This is a genomic window from Acinetobacter lwoffii, from assembly GCF_049367455.1.
Classification (GTDB): Bacteria; Pseudomonadota; Gammaproteobacteria; order Pseudomonadales; family Moraxellaceae; genus Acinetobacter; species Acinetobacter lwoffii_W.
In genome coordinates, this window is record NZ_JBMPXW010000001.1 from 1,842,434 (window position 1) to 1,859,974 (window position 17,541).

Here is a 17,541-nt window from a genome sequence, read left to right on the forward strand (position 1 = left end):
TCAATGGCAATAAAAACCCGCCAGAGTCGGGGGCGGGGGAGGAGGAATGATCTGAGATCATTGATTTATGATTATCTTTATTCGGTTTAGGCGGCCACAGCCAGACGGGCTGCAATTTGTGAAACTTCATCACTGATGATCATACGGGCTTCTGGTGCACAGCGGCCACAGCAGGTTCCCAAGTCCAAGATATCGCGCACATCACGATACGTTTCAGCGCCATTTGCAATAGCATCTTTAATGTCTTGATCTGTAATGCCACGGCATAAACAAACGTACATAGGACACAACCACAGTGTTTAAATAAGATAAGTAATATTATTGATAATTGTTATCGTTTGTCAATAAAAATCATTTGAAATAGCTTTTATTGTGATTGGTGATTTAGATAAAAAAATATCACTCAAGCAAAAATCCGATTATTGCTCGGGTTTTTGCTTGAGTGATTCATGATTGCAAACGAAATATAGAAGCTTAGGTGTTACATAAATTTTAAAAATTATTGCTGAATGATGACAACGCCATCCATCTCGACCAGAGCATCTTTCGGTAGGCTGGCAACACCGAGTGCTGCACGTGCTGGATAAGGCTGGGCAAAATATTCACCCATAATCTGATTCACCAGCTGGAAGTGCGATAAATCAGTCAGATAAATATTCAGTTTGGCGATGTCTGCCAGAGAGCCACCGGCCGCTTCGCAGACGGCTTTTAAATTATCGAATACACGGCGAATCTGTGCTTCAATGCCTTCAACCAGTTCCATGCTGTATGGATCTAAACCTATTTGACCAGATAGATACAGGGTATCGCCCACAAGAATGGCTTGCGAATAGGTGCCAATGGCAGCAGGGGCATTTTCAGTATGGATTACTTGGCGGAACATTAATTTCTCCTTTTATCAAATGGAGCGTAAAACTCTGTCCTTCAGGGCAGAGATATAAGCGATACGACATAAAATGTCGTTGAATTTTTTAAAATCAACACCTTTAATTTAACATGATCTAAAATAAGCTCATGAAAACACTTAAATTACGCATAAAAGACAAACATTGCAAGGTGCTAGACCAATTAGCATCTGAGGTGAACTTTGTTTGGAATTATGTGAATGATTTGAGTTTCAAACACCTGAAAAGAACAGGTGACTTTTTCTCAGCATTTGATATGACTCAATACACAAAAGGAACTTCAAAATTGTGTGGTTTGCATAGTCAAACAGTGCAAGGGATAACAGAAGAATATGTTGATAAAAGAAGACAACACAAGAAAGCAAAGCTGAAATGGCGTGTGAGTAACAAGAAGTCAGCAAGACGTTCGCTTGGTTGGATACCATTTAAAAAAGTAGCGATTAAATATGCTGATGGATATGTGCAATACGGCAAGCAGAAATTTAAGCTATGGGATAGCTACGGCATAAGTAAATACAGCGTGAGAACAGGCTCATTCGTTGAGGATAGTCGTGGGCGCTGGTATGTGTGTCTTGTTGTGGACTCACCTAAACAAGACAAACCAACGGCAACTAAAGCGATTGGTATTGATCTTGGTCTAAAAGACGTTGCCACCTGCTCAGATGGTACTGTAATTTCAAATCCTAAGTTTTACCGTAATTACGAGCAGAAATTAGGGATTGCTCAAAGAGCAAGAAATAAAAAACGTGTACGTGCATTACACGCTAAAATTGCCAATTGTCGTAAAGACCATTTGCATAAAGCAAGCACTCTGCTTGTGAAAGAAAATGCACTGATTGTTGTAGGTGACTTAAGTGCGAGCAAACTTGTAAAAACCAAGATGGCGAAATCTGTTTTGGACACAGGATTTTCAGCACTGAAAACAATGCTCAAGTATAAATGCGAGAACGCAGGGGTATTGTTTGAGGAAGTCAGTGAGAAATTCACAACCCAAATCTGTTCGTGCTGCGGTGAAATCACCTCTAGCAGTCCCAAAGGTAGAACAGATTTGCGAATAAGAGTATGGGAATGTGAGTGTGGAAGTATAAATCATCGTGATTTAAATTCCGCTAAGAACATACTTGCGCTTGGGCATGAGCGTCTAGCAGTAGGAATCCGCTTGCTTTAGCTGGAGGATGTCAACATCAACATACATCATATTCGATCAATCCAGCAGACAACAGCATTATCGTTTTAAATGATTAACTCGCTTTAGATGCTTCGCTCAGAATGACGGGCCGGGTCAGACGGGTAATTCTTGGAAAACCGAAATACATACGCAGGTCCCGGATGATCTGGGCAATCTGTTTGCGGTTATGCACCACGATATTGACATAGGTCTGCTCATCTTGGGTGCGCACCATCTCTACCCCCGAATGTGCTTTACGACATTGATAAATCAGGTCGGAAATCTGCTCATCATCCATGGCCAGATCAATGCTGAGATAGGCGCTAAAGCTGATATCGTCCAGATCGTCGGCAGTCCACTGCAAGGGCATGATATTTTCAGGGTGCTGATGCTGTTCGTGTAGCAGGTTATGACAGCGTGAACGGTGCACAATCAGGCCACGACGAGTCAAATGACCCTGAATCGGATCGCCCAGCACCGGATTACAGCAATGCGCATATTTGACATCCACACCTTCAGTGCCCTGAATCAGGCGCCCTGAGCTGGCAATGTTTTGATGCTGGTCTTGGGCGAATAAATGATTGGCCACCAGTTGTGGTAATAAATCACCGACTGCAATCTGTTCAAAGAGCTGTTCTTTACTGGAAACATGGCGCCATTCCAAGAGGTTTTTCCAGTCTGCTTCAGTGAGATCGCGAATAGAACGATGGAAGAGTTTCAGTGCACGATTAAGTGCCTGTTGTCCGACCAGACGTTGCTCATCTGGATCTTGATCGCGCAGAATATTCTGAATAGCACGACGGGCTTTCTGGGTATTAATAAAACTGAGCCAATCCGGATTCGGGGTGGCAAGGACATCAGTAATGATCTCGACTACCTGACCACTGACTAAAGGAGTCGACAGTGGTTTAGTTTCATTATTAATTTTTGCACCAACGGCATGGTTGCCTAGGAATAAACTCGCGGCATAAGCAAAGTCGACCGCCGTGGCGCCTTGCGGCAATTCATGTAAATGGCCGTGCGGGGTATAGACCCAGATTTTTTCCTGATGTAAATAGTCCAGTAATTCACTGAATGTGGTTTTGGCACATTCGCCATCCACCAGTACATTCAGATTCTGCATTGATGCCTGAATCGCAGAGCGGCAGGCTTGCGGGGCACTTTCACCGAGTACGACGCCAAAACGTGCTGCTTTACGCATCAGTTCGGTTTGAATGGTGAGCGACAGGGTCGTCTCTTCGCCTTTCAAGCGCATCATCAAGGACTGGTTGCCTCCCGGTAATGGACGGCGGATATGATCTTCATAACTCTGGATTTTAAAGCTTTGGGTCAGAATTTCTGCCAGTCGGTCACAGTCCGCGATGCTCTGTAAAATAATCTCAAAAGCATGGCTATGCGTCAGCTCTTGCAGGTCGATATCATTTTTGACGAAGTGGCGCAGTAGCTCAATATTGTTGTTTTTCTTTTTGATCCGGCCTTGAATGGCATGCTGTTGCAGCAGTTCAGTCAAGTTCTTTTCCCATTTGGCCTGATATTCACAGCGTTTCGGCTTGGTTTCCTGTAGTGCGGTCTGAACGTTATTGTACATATCCAGATCAAGATTCTGATAGCACAAATGTTCCAGATTGTCGGCCATTTCATTCATGCCGACAATACGTGCCATTGGCACAAAAATTTCAAAGGTTTCGCGGGCAATACGCGCACGTTTGTCCGGACGTAGTGCATCCAAAGTGGTCATGTTGTGATAGCGGTCGGCCAGTTTCACAATAATGACACGTGGATCTTGTAGAGTCGCTTGCAGAATTTTCCGAAATGAAGCGGCTTTATTATATTCTTTATCGCTGGAATGACTCAGTTTGGTCACGCCATCGACCAGTTCTGCGACTGTATTGCCGAATTTTTCAGCAATATCATCTTTACTGAACTCAGTATCTTCAATCACGTCATGCAGCAGGGCCGCCATTAAGGTTTCAGTATCCAGACGCATATGCGCCAAAATGCAACTAACCGCAATCGGATGCAGAATATAAGGTTCACCACTTTTGCGCACAATCCCATCATGCGCCATATCTGCATAATCACAGGCCGCAAGCACACGTTCGACATCGCTTTCACTTAAATACGCATCGATAATGATCTCTAACTGCTGCTTGGCTTGACTGACCTGTGGGCCTGGCATAAAACACCTTTTCAACTGAATTTTTTACAAATAAAACGTGAAAGCGCTTTAGAAATGTGAATTTCCTGGTTTGATGGTTTTTGGCTGCTAGCGAGCAGAAAACCAATACAAACTTGATAGCTAACCCTTATGTTATAACCGTTCTGGCATAAATATAAAAGTCACATAACAAAAAAAGCCTAGTTTAGAACTAGGCTTTTTGAGTGACGATCTCTTATTGGAAAGAAAAACCGTCTAAGTTTAGATTATTTGCAGAAAGTGCAAGATCCAAGCTTGATGTTTGATAGTCTTGATCACGTTGTTTCAAAATGTCTTTTGATACATGACCTGAAGCGATTTCACGTAAAGCAACAACAGTCGGTTTGTCATTGTCCCATTCTACAGTTGGTTCAATACCTTGACGTGCCAATTGACGCGCGCGCTTGCTTGCCACTAGTACAAGCTCAAAGCGGTTGTCTACATGGTCTAAACAATCTTCAACGGTGACGCGTGCCATAAGAATTCTCGTTTGAATAATAAATTTTAACAGACTGCACAGTATAAAAGGCTTTGTCTATAGACTCAAGTTTTAATCACTGCTCAGTCGGCGTAATCAGTTTCTGAATTAGTTTTTCATGACGGTTGGCTTGCTGAGACAAGACCAGACGATTGGCGATAATCACCGCTTCCAGGTCATGCAGCGCCTTATTAAAGTCATCATTAATGATGATATAGTCAAAGTTGCTATATTGTTGCATATCTTCTACCGCGCAGCTCAGACGATGCTCAATCACATCAACTGCGTCAGTACCACGGTTAGACAGGCGTTCACGCAAGTCGAACTGGCTTGGTGGCAAGATAAAAATTTGTTTAGATTCAGGAAAAAGTCGACGAACTTGTTGCGCACCTTGCCAGTCAATTTCCAGTAGTACATCATGACCTTTGGCCAGTTGCTCTTTGACTGTGGCTTGCGCAGTACCGTAGTAATTACCAAATACCTCTGCGTATTCGATAAAACCACCTTCATTGACCAGATTTAAAAAATCTTCTTTATTGGAGAAATGATAGTGTACGCCATCGAGTTCGCCAGGTCGTTGACCGCGTGTAGTGTGTGACACAGAAACGTGAAGATTGTTGACACGCTCAAGTAGGGCTTTAACAAGGGATGTTTTGCCTGTTCCAGACGCTGCAGAAACGACAAACAAGAGACCCGACATGATATTTTTCCTGATATGATAAAATATCTTCTCTATTTTAGAGTAGAGCGGCTTTAAACTAAATAGTTGTCAGTCGATTGTTTACATTTATTTCAATTGAACCGCTAAAAATGGTGTGAGTATTGAGGATTCTATGGAAATTGTTTTAGCCAACCCACGTGGTTTTTGTGCTGGTGTAGATCGTGCCATTGCGATCGTGAACCGTGCCCTAGAATGCTTTAATCCACCGATTTATGTGCGGCATGAAGTGGTGCATAATAAATTTGTGGTCGATGACTTGCGTCAGCGTGGTGCGATTTTTGTCGATGAACTCGATGAGGTACCTGACGATAATATCGTGATTTTTAGCGCGCATGGTGTTTCTAAAGCAGTACAACAAGAAGCTGAACATCGTGGTTTGAAAGTTTTTGATGCGACTTGTCCCTTGGTGACTAAGGTGCACATTGAAGTGACCAAATATGCCCGTGAAGGTGTGGAAGCGATCCTGATTGGTCATGAGGGCCATCCCGAAGTTGAAGGCACCATGGGGCAATATGACAAAAAAAATGGCGGTGAGATTTATCTGGTTGAAGATGAAGAAGATGTCGCCGCTTTAACGATACGCAATCCTGAAAAAGTGGCTTTTGTCACGCAAACCACTTTATCAATTGACGATACAGCGAAAGTGATTGATGCTCTGCGCCAGAAGTTTCCGCTGATTCAGGGTCCACGTAAAGATGATATTTGCTACGCCACACAAAACCGTCAGGATGCAGTGCGCGATCTGGCTGAACGTTGTGATGTGGTTCTTGTAGTAGGTTCTCCAAACTCGTCTAATTCAAACCGCCTACGTGAGCTGGCGGAACGTATGGGTAAGGCCGCTTACCTAGTCGATAATGCCGATGAGCTTAAGCAGGAATGGTTTGCAGAAAATATCCAGATTGGGGTAACAGCAGGCGCGTCAGCACCGGAAATTCTGATTAAGCAGGTCATTCAGCGGTTACAGGACTGGGGTGCGCAGGCACCGCACGAATTAGATGGAAGAGAAGAGAATATTACTTTTAGCTTACCGAAAGAATTGCGTATTCCAGTCACTCAAGCTTAAGATGTGACGCACTTATCACCTGATTTATAGTTTTTTTAAAACAGATAACTGCTTTTTGCAGTTATCTGTTTTTTTATGCCATTTATCTCTAATTGTGTAGGTTTTGTAACTTTAATATGTATTATTTTAACTGGGTTAAAGTTTTAGTTTGGGGGCAGCATGCAGAAAGAAAAAGGATTTACCTTAATTGAGCTGATGGTGACGATTGCGGTGTTGGCGATTATTGCGATGATTGCTGTGCCTTCGTTTGGTCAAACACTGGCAAATAGTAAGCTTAAGCGAGTGGCGATTGAATTAAAGTCTAATTTGGAAAATGCCAGAAGTCAGGCCTTGTTGTCTCGGTCTCCAACAGTTGTATGCGTCAATAAAAATAATAGTAATACAGCAGTAACGGAGGCAACTTGTGGGGGGAATCTCAGTCATTACACCACCATGAGTGCTTCTTTAAAGAAATCAAATATTTTTATTGTTGAAAAATCAGATGATATCACTATTGATAGTGTAATTAAGGATGATGTCTTTTTATTTGATGCGCGTGGGAAAACAACGGTTAAAAGTATTAAGTTGTGCGGTGGAAATCGATCTTACACGATTAAGGCATATATTCCGGGTACGATTAAAATAGAGGATGGAAGCGCATGCTAAACAATAATAAAGGCTTTTTAAAGGCTCAAAAAGGCGTGGGTATGATGGAAGTCTTGGTTTCGATCGTGATTTTATCGATTGCTATTTTAGGATTTGTAGCTTTGCAAGTTCGCGCGACTGTTGCAACGGAGGAAGCGATTAAGCGCTCCGATGCATTGATTATGCTAAATGGTTTGGCTGAAAAAATGCGGATTAATCCGAGTAGTGCATATGCTGGTGCAATGCCAACAGCCCTACCTTCTTGTGTTGCAACAAAAGATTGTATTGCATCAGATCAAGCTCTAGCAGACTTATATACCTATAACACGTTAGCTAAAACCAAGAGTATTTCTTTGGGGGTTATTGGTTGTCCAAATACATCATCAAAGCAGTCGCGTATGTGTATTGTTGCAGCATGGAATGAAACGACACCAACACTGGCAGCTACAGGGAGCAGTGTTGGATGTATCAATGCAAATGGTCGGTATCTTGATGATGCAGATTGTTTGGTTTTGGAGGCTTACTAATAATGAATAGAGAGTATGGTTTTACCTTAGTCGAGTTATTAATTTCCATAACATTGGGTTTGATTTTAGTAGCTGTAGCCGTGCAATTATTTATTAGTGGGCAAGTTAATTATCGTATTCAACAGGCTGCATCGACAATTCAAGATAGCGGTGTATTTAGTTTGAATGCCATTGTTAAAAATATTCGACTGGCTAACCACGGGAATGGTGGTTTGATTAATGATGAAACACATTATGGTGGGGTGGTACTTTCAGCTCAAAAACCGCATGAAAGTACCAATGCCGATACGAAAAAAGGGAATTTACACAATCTAAAAATTGGTTCAAGTGAAATTACAAGCGCTAATGCGTTATCACAAAATGAAGCACATACCAGTGGATTTGGAACACTGAAAAGTGATCAGTTGGTCATCGTTTACCAAGCACCGGTCGATATGATGACCTGTACAGGGACACAAGCAAAAGGGCCTATTCAAACGTTGGATACTGTAACCGGGACGTTGTCTATGCAGAAGGGCTGGTATGTGATCGAAAGGTATTATTTAAAACAAAACACCACTACAGGTTCTGCAGATCTTTATTGCTCGGATGCAATGTTTTTGGCTTCAGGGGAAACAGTAGTATCTCCCTTTTCAGCACCGGAAGTGTTAACAAAAGATTTTGTTACTAATGATGGGGAGATGGTTGCTACGAATGTCGATTATATGAGAGTCCAACTTATTGTAAAACAAAAAAATAGCGATCCAACTAAAGAGGATATGATTGCAACCATAGGTTTAAATGAATATGAAAATCTCACGAATTCATCAACTACACCACGTGCCTCAGTCATTGGTATTAATTTGGGGTGGCTTGTGAGATCAAGTGAAACAATACCGAATATTGAATCGAAAACTTATCAAGTCTTAGATCGAAGCATTAGCTCACCAGCGGATAAATTTATGCGACATGTCTTCACAACGTCAATTGCGTTAAGAAATGGCGGTTTTGGGGAGTCTCATTAATGAATAAATTTAAGCAAATGGGTTCAACCCTGATCGTGGTTCTAATCTTATTGGTCATTATTAGTGTGATTGGCTTATATGCGATTAGACACAGTTTATTTAGCTTGAAACTTGCGACGAATGCGCAAGTGCAAACCATGCTCATGCAGACATCAGATGTTGCGTTAAGTCATTTAGAGCGAAACTTTAACGAGAGTGAAGCAAATAACCATAATATGGCCCTGACGCCAGTCGGGCAGGTCTTGCTAGGTGGTAATGAAGGTAAAGAATTACAATTTTGTTTTAAGCCAACCGAAGTGTCTGGCACAGTAGTAAAAAATAATTTCTTTTTTAATTTGTCAGATTTTCGAATTATTGAACGTGCTTCGGCAACAAGTAAAAAAGCAAAATCTACTGCAGAAGCTGGAAATTACAATGCATTTTGCGATCCGGCGACCATGTTTTCAATTAGTCGTAAGGCATTAGTTACACAAGTTGCAGTCATCAACCCTGATGATCCAGCTGCGGAGTTAAACCGCTTTGATCTGACTACTCAAGCAACCGATTTAAAAGATGCACAAAATACAGAAACACGGCGTGTGCGTGTCATTGTGACGACTTTAGCTCCGGCATTGTCTTCAGCAAGTCTGACGGATATTTCTGCATGCTTAAAAGAGCACTTGATGGATGATCTATCCTTAAGGAATAGAAAAGATGGTTTGAGTGTAAATCAAGTGAAAGTTGAAACTGTGCAAGATTGTTTGAGTGAATTGGGTGTACCTGTAAATTCGCAATTTGCAGAATATCGTGTGAATTTGTCAGAGTCTAAAGGCCTGTAACTGAGAAGAATTGGAGAATAATCATGAAATTAAAACCATTGGTTCGTATGATGGCAATGCTTCCAGTCATGGGTTTGCCAGCAACAACAGCGCTACATGCAAGTGATTTAAGCATTTATAAGCCGAATACGGCTGGTAAAACCTCGATTCTTTTAATGTTAGACACATCAGGAAGTATGGGGATTAGTTCTTTAGTTTTACCTAATAACAATACATTAGGTAGTCCCGGAGATGTAGCTCCGAAATATGCAGACACGAAAACTCCAATGTGTAAGAGGATAGATGTTGATGAAGGCGGTATCTTTCAACAATGGGCGTACAATGCTGTAGACAAACGACCAGGCAGTGAAACTTATAATCGTACTTCTTTTAAGAAGAGTGTGACTGTTAACGGCCAAACAATTTCTTACTACTTGCGTGGATGTGGTACTGCTAAGCTAGATGCAGATGGTAATATGATTGAGTCAGAAACAGGAAAATTTGATAGATTATCGCGTTTAAAAGAAGCATTAATTCAATTGCTAGCTGATCAAAATCCAGCGACAAAGATTGATGATAAAGTTGCAATAGGACTAGGTAATTTCTCAGCTAAAACCAACCTTACAATTGGTACAACAACAAATAAATTAGTCGATGGCCACTCTGGGCGTATTATTAGACCGGTATCTGCATTAAAGCCGGCACATAGAGAGGCCTTGATACGAGAGCTTGCTAACATCGTATCTGTAGATACTACAACTAATCAAGATGGGACTTCGAATTCAAACCTGAAGCTCTCGAGTACCAATTATCCAGATATTTTTAAGGCATCCAGTGGTACGCCAACGGTTCACGCATATGCAGAAGCGGCAGCCTATATGATGGGTACTACAACAGGTCATGACACCAACTTACCCACAAGCACAACGATTTTGTATGATGGTTATTCTGTAATGCAAAAATCGGATGATAAAACCAAACAAGTTTATTACATGTGTGTTGAACTTGGTCCAGAGCGTCCAACAGCATTGGGTGCAACGGTCATGGCGTGTGATAATGAGTGGAATAAATCAGATGATCAATGGTATGACTCTGCAAATAAAAGAATGGGAAATACTATCAAAATATTCAAACCAAATGGAAGTGGTGGGTGGAGTCCAGCTACGGCTCAAGAATTAGAAGATAAGGTTGGCAAAATGCAAAACCTTTGGGAGACGCACGAAAAATTGCCAGCCGGATGGCGTTATGGTGGCTGGATGAAGCTTGATCATGAGCCAATGGATATTGAACCAATTGGTGGGAAAGTATGGGGCAATAAAGGAGCAAGTAACCTTGTTTCGTATCGTAGTAGCCCATTTTCTATCAAATCTGGTGTGATTGGTACAACGGTCACCCAAGGTTTTCAAGCATGTCCAGCAGGCTATTCTGTTATGAGTAGCTGGGCTCCTCTATGTGAAAAATCAGGTACATTTAGTCGAAGTGCTACAAATACTGAGAAAAGAGACAAAAAATGTTATGCACCAGGGGATGGGAGTACAAGCCCATTACCGGGTGCAAGAAACGCACAGGGTAATCCGCATGAAGAAACGTTTAATATGAGGGAAACCAATTATATCAGCTCTGGGAAAAATGAAAGAAATAGTATATGTGTTCAATATAGGTCAGCAGTAAATCGTCCTTGGGGGAATATTGTAACCGAGCAAGTGGGTCCAATAGATAATTTGTATGGTGGCTTTGCATACTCTCACCGAGATACTAAAGCTTCAGATGGTAATAATTACGAGGCAGGTGGTTCAACAAGCCAGTGCGATGGTAATGGAATCTATTTTCTAACAGATGGAGCACCCAACTCAACAAAAGATAGTATGGCACAAACGATACTTAATCGTACTTTAGGTGCATATGGTTTTGACAGAAAGCCTACTGATGGATTAAAGACAGAGAAAACATTAGCAAGTGTATTTGAGGGTGAGACAGCAGGATGGGAATATATAGGTGCTTATGCAAAAAAATTACGTAATAGGAAAGACTTTTCAAATACCCAGTTAAATCCAGCGAACATGATGATCAAGACAGCGGTTGTTGGGTTTGGAGCATCATTTAATGGTATACCTAGGAATGCTGATGGTACATATAATTGTGAATTAGCACCGAATCAAGATGTGAAAAATGCATGTCTTTGGGGAGGTTCTGAATACGGTGATGGTGGTTTTTATCATGCTGAAAATGTAAATGATATTAAAAATAGTATTATTAAGTTTGTACAGGATGTCTCTGTGCCATTTACTGCAACAAGTCTTGGCTCTATTTCAGTGCCTCGTGATCCACTGGATCAAACCCAAATCATGACCGAAGGTTTCTTCCCAATGATTTCACCATTTGATGACAGTCAAGCAGCATCAACTCAGAAAAAGTTAATGTGGATTGGTAATCTTAAGAAATATAAGATTATTGATGGAACACTAAAAGATACCTCGGGCAATGCAATTTATACCCAAATAGGGAATGAGCAAAAAATTAATAGTACTGCACAAGATCTATGGTCTTTTGCCCTTTCAAATGATGATCACTCTAACATTAAAAGTGGTGGTACCTGGAATAAGATCCCTGTTCCATCGACATCTATAAATCCGGCTGACCCGAGTAATGCGACCAGTACTCGTAATGTATTTACAATGTATGATGGTTCATTGCGAAAGATTACGAAAGATAATCTGGCAACAGATAAGACAGGTACTGATGCTTTAGAGTTAATTGATAGTGATAAGGGCATAACAGTTGCTCAACGTTATGCACTTCTCAATTATTTGGGGCATAGTGTAGCACTTCCTGCAACCATCCCTTCGACATTGACTACAACTGAAATTAATCAAGTCACAGGAACGAATCCACAGCTTCCTTATCGGTTCTTAGGTGGTGTTGTTCACTCAACACCGATTGTCGCAACAAAAGAAGCCAAAATTGATGCCACCACGAACTCGATTGGTAAGCGTACTGAATATGTAGTATATGGTTCAATGGAGGGGGGGCTACATATTGTCGATGCTGAGACCGGTAAAGAGCTTTCGGTATTTGTGCCTAAAGAAATTTTAACCAACCAATACCAGACCTTGATTGGAGAGAATGTTGTAGGTGCCGGCTTGCAATATGGGGTGGATGCGCCGTGGGCAGTTGATAATCAGTTTAAAATTAAGAACACGACAACAGGTCCGAATACGACGACTACCTATGAATCAAGTGTGTTGAATATCTATGGCGGATTGCGTATGGGAGGGAACGCGATCTATGGGTTGAATATTGAAAACCCCGCTTCACCAAATTTACTTTTCCATAAAACACCATTTGATTCTGATTTCACTGAAATGCGTCAAATATGGTCGAAACCAACCATTGCAGAAATTCGCCTGAAAGGTGAGCGTAAGCGTGTGCTGATTTTTGGTGGTGGTTATGATGCGAGTGCTTATGAAACAGCTAACGCTAATCCTACATCGAGTGCAGGTAATGCACTGTATGTGGTAAATGCATCGGATGGTACTTTAATTTGGAAAACAACCGGTACGGGTACAAACAGCAAAATATTAACGGTTAATAGTAACGTGAAACATAGTGTAGTTGCTCAACCCGTTGTACGTGATTATGACTCAGACGGCTTGGCAGATATGATCTATTTTGCTGATCTAGGTGGTCAAATTTTCCGTGTGGATTTGAATAACCTTGCACAGATGTCAACCTCTGTAAATACTAATATTGCGGTGCGAGTACAGCGCATAGCAGCATTGGCGAAAGGTACTTATACACCACGTTTCTACGATCGTTTAACCACCGCAGTTTTTGGCCAAGGATCAGAGCGATTTGTTTTGGTGACGGCAGCTTCTGGAAACCGAAGTTTCCCACTTGAAAGTAGCCCTGAACCAGAAAAAATTTACGGTATTTTAGATTATGATGCTGCTAAAAATGGTATTGAAAAAGCGAGCTATACTGGAACTTTCTCGGCTGAAGCTACACAGGATAATTTATATAACCGTGGTGATTTAGGTAAAGCGAATACAACAATCAATGGATTGAAGACGGTTGATTCAAAGTATGTGGATGAAGCTGCAGCTCAGATGGGATCTGCGGGTAGCTACCGTGGCTGGTACTTTAATCTGAAATCAAAGGGTGACAGTGGTACTGCCTATCATGCGAAGTCTTTTGAAGAGTCGCAATTGGTTCAAGGGGATTTATATATAAATCTCTATGATCCACAAGCTAGTTTAGGAACTGTAAGCCAAAACTGTGGTGGAGGTGTTCAAGGCTTGTCAACCATTCATAGAGTCTGTGCGCCTTTTGGTAGCTGTGCTGCTTATGTCACAACGGATTATCAGGGAATTATCGGACCTACATTGGGTGGTTTGACCAATCCTGCACGAACTACCCAATTGATTGGGCCTCTAAAACCGGCTGGTGAGAAGTGTATTGGTAAGTGTGATACGGATAAAACAACCTTATCTGATCAACAATTAAAGAAATATTCGCAAGCTCGTAGAATACGTCCAACCCGTTGGTTTGAATGGTAGGAGAGTGTAATGAATATTATTGATAAAAATAAAGGTTTTACGCTTATAGAGCTGATGATCGTTGTCGTAATCGTTGCTATTTTTGCAACGATTGCGATACCGAGTTATCAACATTATATTGCACGGGCTTACCAATCAGAGGCACAAGCAGAAATACAAAAAATTTCAGAACGTCTAGAATTATATCGAGGTAAGCATTTAAGTTATACCGGTTATATTCCTGAGCATCAAAATACAGGCGTAAAAGGTATTATTAATCTACCTTATGGGAGTAGTGCAACTGATTATAATTATCAACTGATCATTATGGATATCAATGACTCGTCAAAAAGTCTTGAGGAATCAGTTACAGGACAGGGATGGAGAATTATTGCAATACCTTCCCAAACAAAAAGTGGTGCTTTAAGGGCTTCTAAGTCATTTTTATTAGATTCACGTGGTGTTAATTGTGAAACAACCAACTTACTTAGTAGAACAAGTTCAAGTTGTTAATCTAAGCTGAGGGAATTAAAAAATGCAAAAATTACGTGGATTCACATTAATAGAATTGATGATTATTGTTGCTATTATTGGAATATTGGCAGCTGTTGCATATCCGTCATATCAAAATTATGTCAAAAGAACCAATCGTGTTGAAGCACAAGCCTATTTGATGGAGTTGTCTCATAAGGCTGCAAGCTTTAAATTGGCGAATCAAGGTCTAGCCGGATTAACAATTACAAAATTAGGAAAAGTAGATTTTCCTGATAGTACCAACAAAAAATATACGATGAGTTTACAGTTGGTCAATACTAGTAATGGTATACCAGCGAGTTATGTGCTGGTTGCTACGCCTGCTAGTGCAAGTACACAAACTGGAACAGGAATTATTACTTTAAATGCTAAAGGTACGCAGTGTTGGTATAAAGACAATGATAGTGCTGTGGTGGTTGCAACTTTGGATAATAATGGGGATCCGATTCCAGTAACACCGTGTACACACAAATGGACAGATAAATAAACCCAAAATTGTAGCCAATCAATTTTTAATCTTTCATTCAGGGCAAACTTCGCGTAAAATATTGCCCTCTATGAAAGGGGTTTGAAGTGTTCCGGTGGTCGGTGCATGAATAATCCGTAAAAACTATAAGGTTCTATCATGGTTGTTATTCGTCTTGCACGCGGTGGTGCTAAAAAACGTCCGTTCTATCAAATCATTGTGACTGATAGCCGTAATGCACGTGACGGTCGTTTCATCGAACGTATCGGTTTCTTCAACCCGACAGCTCAAGGTAAAGCAGAAAAACTTCGTTTAGATGCTGACCGTTTTGCTCACTGGGTTTCTCAAGGTGCTCAACCTTCAGATCGCGTTGCTTCTTTAGCTGCTCAAGCTAAAAAAGCTGCAACTGCTGTTTAATATGGTAGTAGATTGCCCATGACACCAACACAGAATGTTCCCGAAGATCGTATTCAGATTGGACAGCTACGTTCAGCATATGGATTAAATGGGTGGCTCTGGGTCTATTCCAATACAGAACCCATGAGCAACATATTTGACTATCTGCCTTGGTACATTGAGACCAAAGCAGGTTGGCAAATTGTCGATGTAAAACGTTGGAAACCACATGGTAAAGGCCTGGTTGTTTCGCTTAAAGGTGTGAGTGATCGCACTGGGGCAGACCAACTGGTTGGCACCAATGTCTGGATTGCTAAATCGCAACTGCCTCAAGCGGGTGTAGATGAATATTATTGGTCTGATTTAAAGGGTCTAACAGTGTTAGGTCTGAATGATGAGGATCAAGAAGTGAATCTCGGTCAAATTTTTGAACTGTTTGAAACAGGTGCCAATGATGTGATGGTGGTTCGCGCAACTGCCGACAGTATCGATGGCGAAGAGCGCATGATTCCATGGCATAAAGATGTGGTACAACGCGTTGATCTTGAAGCTGGTCGTATTTACGTCAATTGGGGCGTAGACTACTAACACTTTTTGGAAATAAGGGAGTCTGCGATGTTTTTTGCAGTCATTACGCTTTTTCCTGAAATGTTTGAAGCGATTACAGCCTACGGTATTAGCGGGCGCGCAGCAAAACGTGATTTGATGCAAATTCATTGCATCAATCCTCGCGATTTTGCGACGGGCAACTATAAAAGAGTGGATGAACGTCCATTCGGTGGTGGTCCGGGTATGGTGATGATGGCTGAGCCTCTGGCAAAAGCAATCCAGCATGCCAAAGAGCTTGCAACGCAAGCGGGTGCAGTTCAGGTTCCTGTGGTGTATATGTCACCGCAAGGACAGACCTTAAACGAAACTGCGGTACAGGATTTTGTCAAATATGACGGAATTATCGTACTGTGCGGACGTTATGAAGGTGTCGATGAGCGTTTGATCCAGCAATATGTTGATCAGGAATGGTCAATTGGAGATTATGTCTTGTCAGGTGGTGAACTTCCTGCGATGGTTTTATTGGACAGTATTATCCGGAGACTTCCGGGTGCCATGTCTGATGAACAATCACACGTGCAAGACTCATTTGTGGATGGTCTGCTAGATTGCCCACAATATACCAAGCCAGATCATTTTGAAGGTTTGGATGTGCCTGAGGTGTTAAAGTCCGGGCATCATGCCAATATTGAAAAATGGCGGTTTTTGCAGCGATATCAGCGTACACTTGAACGCCGCCCAGAGTTGGTGGAAAAAGTCGAACTGAGCAAGCAGCAGAAAAAATGGCTAAAAGATTTGTAAGATATTGATGAGTGATCATTTCTGTCTTCAAGCAAGTACTTAAAATGATTTAAGTATTCTTTAATAGGCTCTTTATGGTTGAGATGGTCAACCATAAAGGGAAAGATAATCGGGTGTATGCGCTTTAGCCTCTATACCCAGCGATGATCAGACCTCTTCTGACTCGCACATATTGGAGATACCCCATGAGCGGTAAGCATCCTTTAGTTCAAGTAATTGAAAACGCACAATTGAAACAAGACATCCCTGCTTTTGCACCAGGTGATACAGTTATTGTTCAAGTTAAAGTAAAAGAAGGCGAGCGTGAGCGTTTACAGGCGTTCGAAGGCGTTGTAATTGCTAAGAAAAACCGTGGTTTGAACTCTGCGTTCACAGTACGTAAAATTTCTAGCGGTGTTGGCGTTGAGCGTGTATTCCAAACTCACTCTCCAATCGTTGCTGGTATCGAAGTGAAACGTCGTGGTGACGTTCGTCGTGCTAAACTTTACTACCTACGTGAATTGTCTGGTAAAGCTGCACGTATTCGTGAAAAATTACCAGCTCGTAAAACTAAAGCTTAATTTTAAGTTTTATACGAGTGAAAAAATGCGCCTTTGGGCGCATTTTTTATGCCTGATTTTTATTTGGATTTATTCGAAATGTTCCTGCAAAGGCAAGATCATGGCATCCAAAATATCCAAGAAAATTTTATGAATAAACATCAGGAATAATACAAAATATCCCCAAGACTGGAATCCTGCATTAAAAAGTTGAATGCAAATAAAACATTGTGTGAT

General features: G+C 41.4%; 18 protein-coding genes. 13 read left to right on the plus strand and 5 right to left on the minus strand.

The features are described from left to right. Nucleotides 1–86 precede the first annotated feature (86 nt). Complete coding sequence (locus tag ACO1B7_RS08690) at nucleotides 87–281, minus strand: bacterioferritin-associated ferredoxin (RefSeq protein WP_004732422.1); 195 nt, start codon at nucleotides 279–281, stop codon at nucleotides 87–89. Nucleotides 282–499: 218 nt separating this feature from the next. Next, the gene (locus tag ACO1B7_RS08695; RefSeq protein ID WP_004787096.1) at nucleotides 500–883 is read right to left on the minus strand and encodes a RidA family protein; all 384 of its coding nucleotides are present in this window, start codon (nucleotides 881–883) and stop codon (nucleotides 500–502) included. Nucleotides 884–1,014: 131 nt separating this feature from the next. Between ACO1B7_RS08695 and ACO1B7_RS08700 the strand changes: the two genes are divergently transcribed. Beyond that, nucleotides 1,015–2,073 carry an RNA-guided endonuclease InsQ/TnpB family protein gene (locus tag ACO1B7_RS08700; protein ID WP_004787095.1) on the plus strand — a complete coding sequence of 353 codons (1,059 nt, stop codon included), beginning with the start codon at nucleotides 1,015–1,017 and terminating at the stop codon, nucleotides 2,071–2,073. 73 nt (nucleotides 2,074–2,146) lie between these two features. On the opposite strand, the gene ACO1B7_RS08705 is transcribed toward ACO1B7_RS08700, so the two are convergent. From ACO1B7_RS08705 to gmk, 3 genes are all read right to left on the minus strand, one after another. Continuing rightward, a complete protein-coding gene (locus ACO1B7_RS08705) occupies nucleotides 2,147–4,252 on the minus strand; it encodes a RelA/SpoT family protein (protein WP_423090067.1) in 2,106 nt (701 codons plus the stop codon). Nucleotides 4,253–4,466: 214 nt separating this feature from the next. After that, complete coding sequence (rpoZ, locus tag ACO1B7_RS08710) at nucleotides 4,467–4,748, minus strand: DNA-directed RNA polymerase subunit omega (protein ID WP_004281186.1); 282 nt, start codon at nucleotides 4,746–4,748, stop codon at nucleotides 4,467–4,469. A 76-nt stretch (nucleotides 4,749–4,824) separates the two neighbouring features. Continuing rightward, complete coding sequence (gene gmk / locus ACO1B7_RS08715; protein ID WP_004281187.1) at nucleotides 4,825–5,448, minus strand: guanylate kinase; 624 nt, start codon at nucleotides 5,446–5,448, stop codon at nucleotides 4,825–4,827. A gap of 133 nt (nucleotides 5,449–5,581) precedes the next feature. Here gmk and ispH point away from each other — a divergent pair, with 133 nt between their 5' ends. From ispH to rplS, 12 genes are all read left to right on the plus strand, one after another. Continuing rightward, on the plus strand, nucleotides 5,582–6,532 hold the full coding sequence (gene ispH, locus ACO1B7_RS08720) for a 4-hydroxy-3-methylbut-2-enyl diphosphate reductase (RefSeq protein WP_423090068.1): 951 nt from the start codon (nucleotides 5,582–5,584) through the stop codon (nucleotides 6,530–6,532). 159 nt (nucleotides 6,533–6,691) lie between these two features. Then, nucleotides 6,692–7,177 (plus strand): pilus assembly FimT family protein, encoded by a 486-nt coding sequence (locus tag ACO1B7_RS08725; protein ID WP_423090069.1) that lies wholly within the window; start codon nucleotides 6,692–6,694, stop codon nucleotides 7,175–7,177. Continuing rightward, nucleotides 7,171–7,683: a type IV pilus modification protein PilV gene (pilV, locus tag ACO1B7_RS08730; RefSeq protein ID WP_395521949.1), complete on the plus strand. Its 513-nt coding sequence runs from the start codon at nucleotides 7,171–7,173 to the stop codon at nucleotides 7,681–7,683. The genes ACO1B7_RS08725 and pilV overlap by 7 nt, the downstream gene beginning before the upstream one ends. 2 nt (nucleotides 7,684–7,685) lie before the next feature. Beyond that, nucleotides 7,686–8,687: a PilW family protein gene (locus tag ACO1B7_RS08735; RefSeq protein ID WP_423090070.1), complete on the plus strand. Its 1,002-nt coding sequence runs from the start codon at nucleotides 7,686–7,688 to the stop codon at nucleotides 8,685–8,687. Continuing rightward, nucleotides 8,687–9,505, plus strand: coding sequence for a hypothetical protein (locus ACO1B7_RS08740; RefSeq protein ID WP_159122673.1), 819 nt, complete (start codon nucleotides 8,687–8,689; stop codon nucleotides 9,503–9,505). The genes ACO1B7_RS08735 and ACO1B7_RS08740 overlap by 1 nt, the downstream gene beginning before the upstream one ends. A gap of 23 nt (nucleotides 9,506–9,528) precedes the next feature. Then, nucleotides 9,529–14,040 carry a pilus assembly protein gene (locus tag ACO1B7_RS08745; RefSeq protein ID WP_423090071.1) on the plus strand — a complete coding sequence of 1,504 codons (4,512 nt, stop codon included), beginning with the start codon at nucleotides 9,529–9,531 and terminating at the stop codon, nucleotides 14,038–14,040. A gap of 9 nt (nucleotides 14,041–14,049) precedes the next feature. Beyond that, complete coding sequence (locus ACO1B7_RS08750; protein ID WP_423090072.1) at nucleotides 14,050–14,532, plus strand: type IV pilin protein; 483 nt, start codon at nucleotides 14,050–14,052, stop codon at nucleotides 14,530–14,532. A gap of 22 nt (nucleotides 14,533–14,554) precedes the next feature. Continuing rightward, nucleotides 14,555–15,040: a type IV pilin protein gene (locus ACO1B7_RS08755; RefSeq protein WP_423090073.1), complete on the plus strand. Its 486-nt coding sequence runs from the start codon at nucleotides 14,555–14,557 to the stop codon at nucleotides 15,038–15,040. Nucleotides 15,041–15,178: 138 nt separating this feature from the next. After that, on the plus strand, nucleotides 15,179–15,436 hold the full coding sequence (gene rpsP, locus ACO1B7_RS08760; protein ID WP_298143172.1) for a 30S ribosomal protein S16: 258 nt from the start codon (nucleotides 15,179–15,181) through the stop codon (nucleotides 15,434–15,436). Between the two features lie 18 nt (nucleotides 15,437–15,454). Next, on the plus strand, nucleotides 15,455–16,003 hold the full coding sequence (gene rimM / locus ACO1B7_RS08765) for a ribosome maturation factor RimM (protein ID WP_100329381.1): 549 nt from the start codon (nucleotides 15,455–15,457) through the stop codon (nucleotides 16,001–16,003). 27 nt (nucleotides 16,004–16,030) lie between these two features. Next, nucleotides 16,031–16,765 carry a tRNA (guanosine(37)-N1)-methyltransferase TrmD gene (gene trmD / locus ACO1B7_RS08770; protein WP_423090074.1) on the plus strand — a complete coding sequence of 245 codons (735 nt, stop codon included), beginning with the start codon at nucleotides 16,031–16,033 and terminating at the stop codon, nucleotides 16,763–16,765. 185 nt (nucleotides 16,766–16,950) lie between these two features. Continuing rightward, nucleotides 16,951–17,325: a 50S ribosomal protein L19 gene (rplS, locus tag ACO1B7_RS08775; RefSeq protein ID WP_005101283.1), complete on the plus strand. Its 375-nt coding sequence runs from the start codon at nucleotides 16,951–16,953 to the stop codon at nucleotides 17,323–17,325. Nucleotides 17,326–17,541: the final 216 nt, after the last annotated feature.

Excerpts from the sequence above, each read along its gene's own strand:
- ACO1B7_RS08695 (WP_004787096.1), bottom strand. The coding sequence starts at position 883 with ATGTTCCGCCAAGTAATCCATACTGAAAATGCCCCTGCTGCCATTGGC.
- gmk (WP_004281187.1), bottom strand. The coding sequence starts at position 5,448 with ATGTCGGGTCTCTTGTTTGTCGTTTCTGCAGCGTCTGGAACAGGCAAA.
- rpoZ (WP_004281186.1), bottom strand. The coding sequence starts at position 4,748 with ATGGCACGCGTCACCGTTGAAGATTGTTTAGACCATGTAGACAACCGC.
- rplS (WP_005101283.1), top strand. The coding sequence starts at position 16,951 with ATGAGCGGTAAGCATCCTTTAGTTCAAGTAATTGAAAACGCACAATTG.
- ACO1B7_RS08690 (WP_004732422.1), bottom strand. The coding sequence starts at position 281 with ATGTACGTTTGTTTATGCCGTGGCATTACAGATCAAGACATTAAAGAT.
- ACO1B7_RS08735 (WP_423090070.1), top strand. The coding sequence starts at position 7,686 with ATGAATAGAGAGTATGGTTTTACCTTAGTCGAGTTATTAATTTCCATA.
- ACO1B7_RS08740 (WP_159122673.1), top strand. The coding sequence starts at position 8,687 with ATGAATAAATTTAAGCAAATGGGTTCAACCCTGATCGTGGTTCTAATC.
- ispH (WP_423090068.1), top strand. The coding sequence starts at position 5,582 with ATGGAAATTGTTTTAGCCAACCCACGTGGTTTTTGTGCTGGTGTAGAT.
- ACO1B7_RS08700 (WP_004787095.1), top strand. The coding sequence starts at position 1,015 with ATGAAAACACTTAAATTACGCATAAAAGACAAACATTGCAAGGTGCTA.
- ACO1B7_RS08705 (WP_423090067.1), bottom strand. The coding sequence starts at position 4,252 with ATGCCAGGCCCACAGGTCAGTCAAGCCAAGCAGCAGTTAGAGATCATT.
- rpsP (WP_298143172.1), top strand. The coding sequence starts at position 15,179 with ATGGTTGTTATTCGTCTTGCACGCGGTGGTGCTAAAAAACGTCCGTTC.
- ACO1B7_RS08750 (WP_423090072.1), top strand. The coding sequence starts at position 14,050 with ATGAATATTATTGATAAAAATAAAGGTTTTACGCTTATAGAGCTGATG.
- pilV (WP_395521949.1), top strand. The coding sequence starts at position 7,171 with ATGCTAAACAATAATAAAGGCTTTTTAAAGGCTCAAAAAGGCGTGGGT.
- trmD (WP_423090074.1), top strand. The coding sequence starts at position 16,031 with ATGTTTTTTGCAGTCATTACGCTTTTTCCTGAAATGTTTGAAGCGATT.
- ACO1B7_RS08745 (WP_423090071.1), top strand. The coding sequence starts at position 9,529 with ATGAAATTAAAACCATTGGTTCGTATGATGGCAATGCTTCCAGTCATG.
- ACO1B7_RS08755 (WP_423090073.1), top strand. The coding sequence starts at position 14,555 with ATGCAAAAATTACGTGGATTCACATTAATAGAATTGATGATTATTGTT.
- rimM (WP_100329381.1), top strand. The coding sequence starts at position 15,455 with ATGACACCAACACAGAATGTTCCCGAAGATCGTATTCAGATTGGACAG.
- ACO1B7_RS08725 (WP_423090069.1), top strand. The coding sequence starts at position 6,692 with ATGCAGAAAGAAAAAGGATTTACCTTAATTGAGCTGATGGTGACGATT.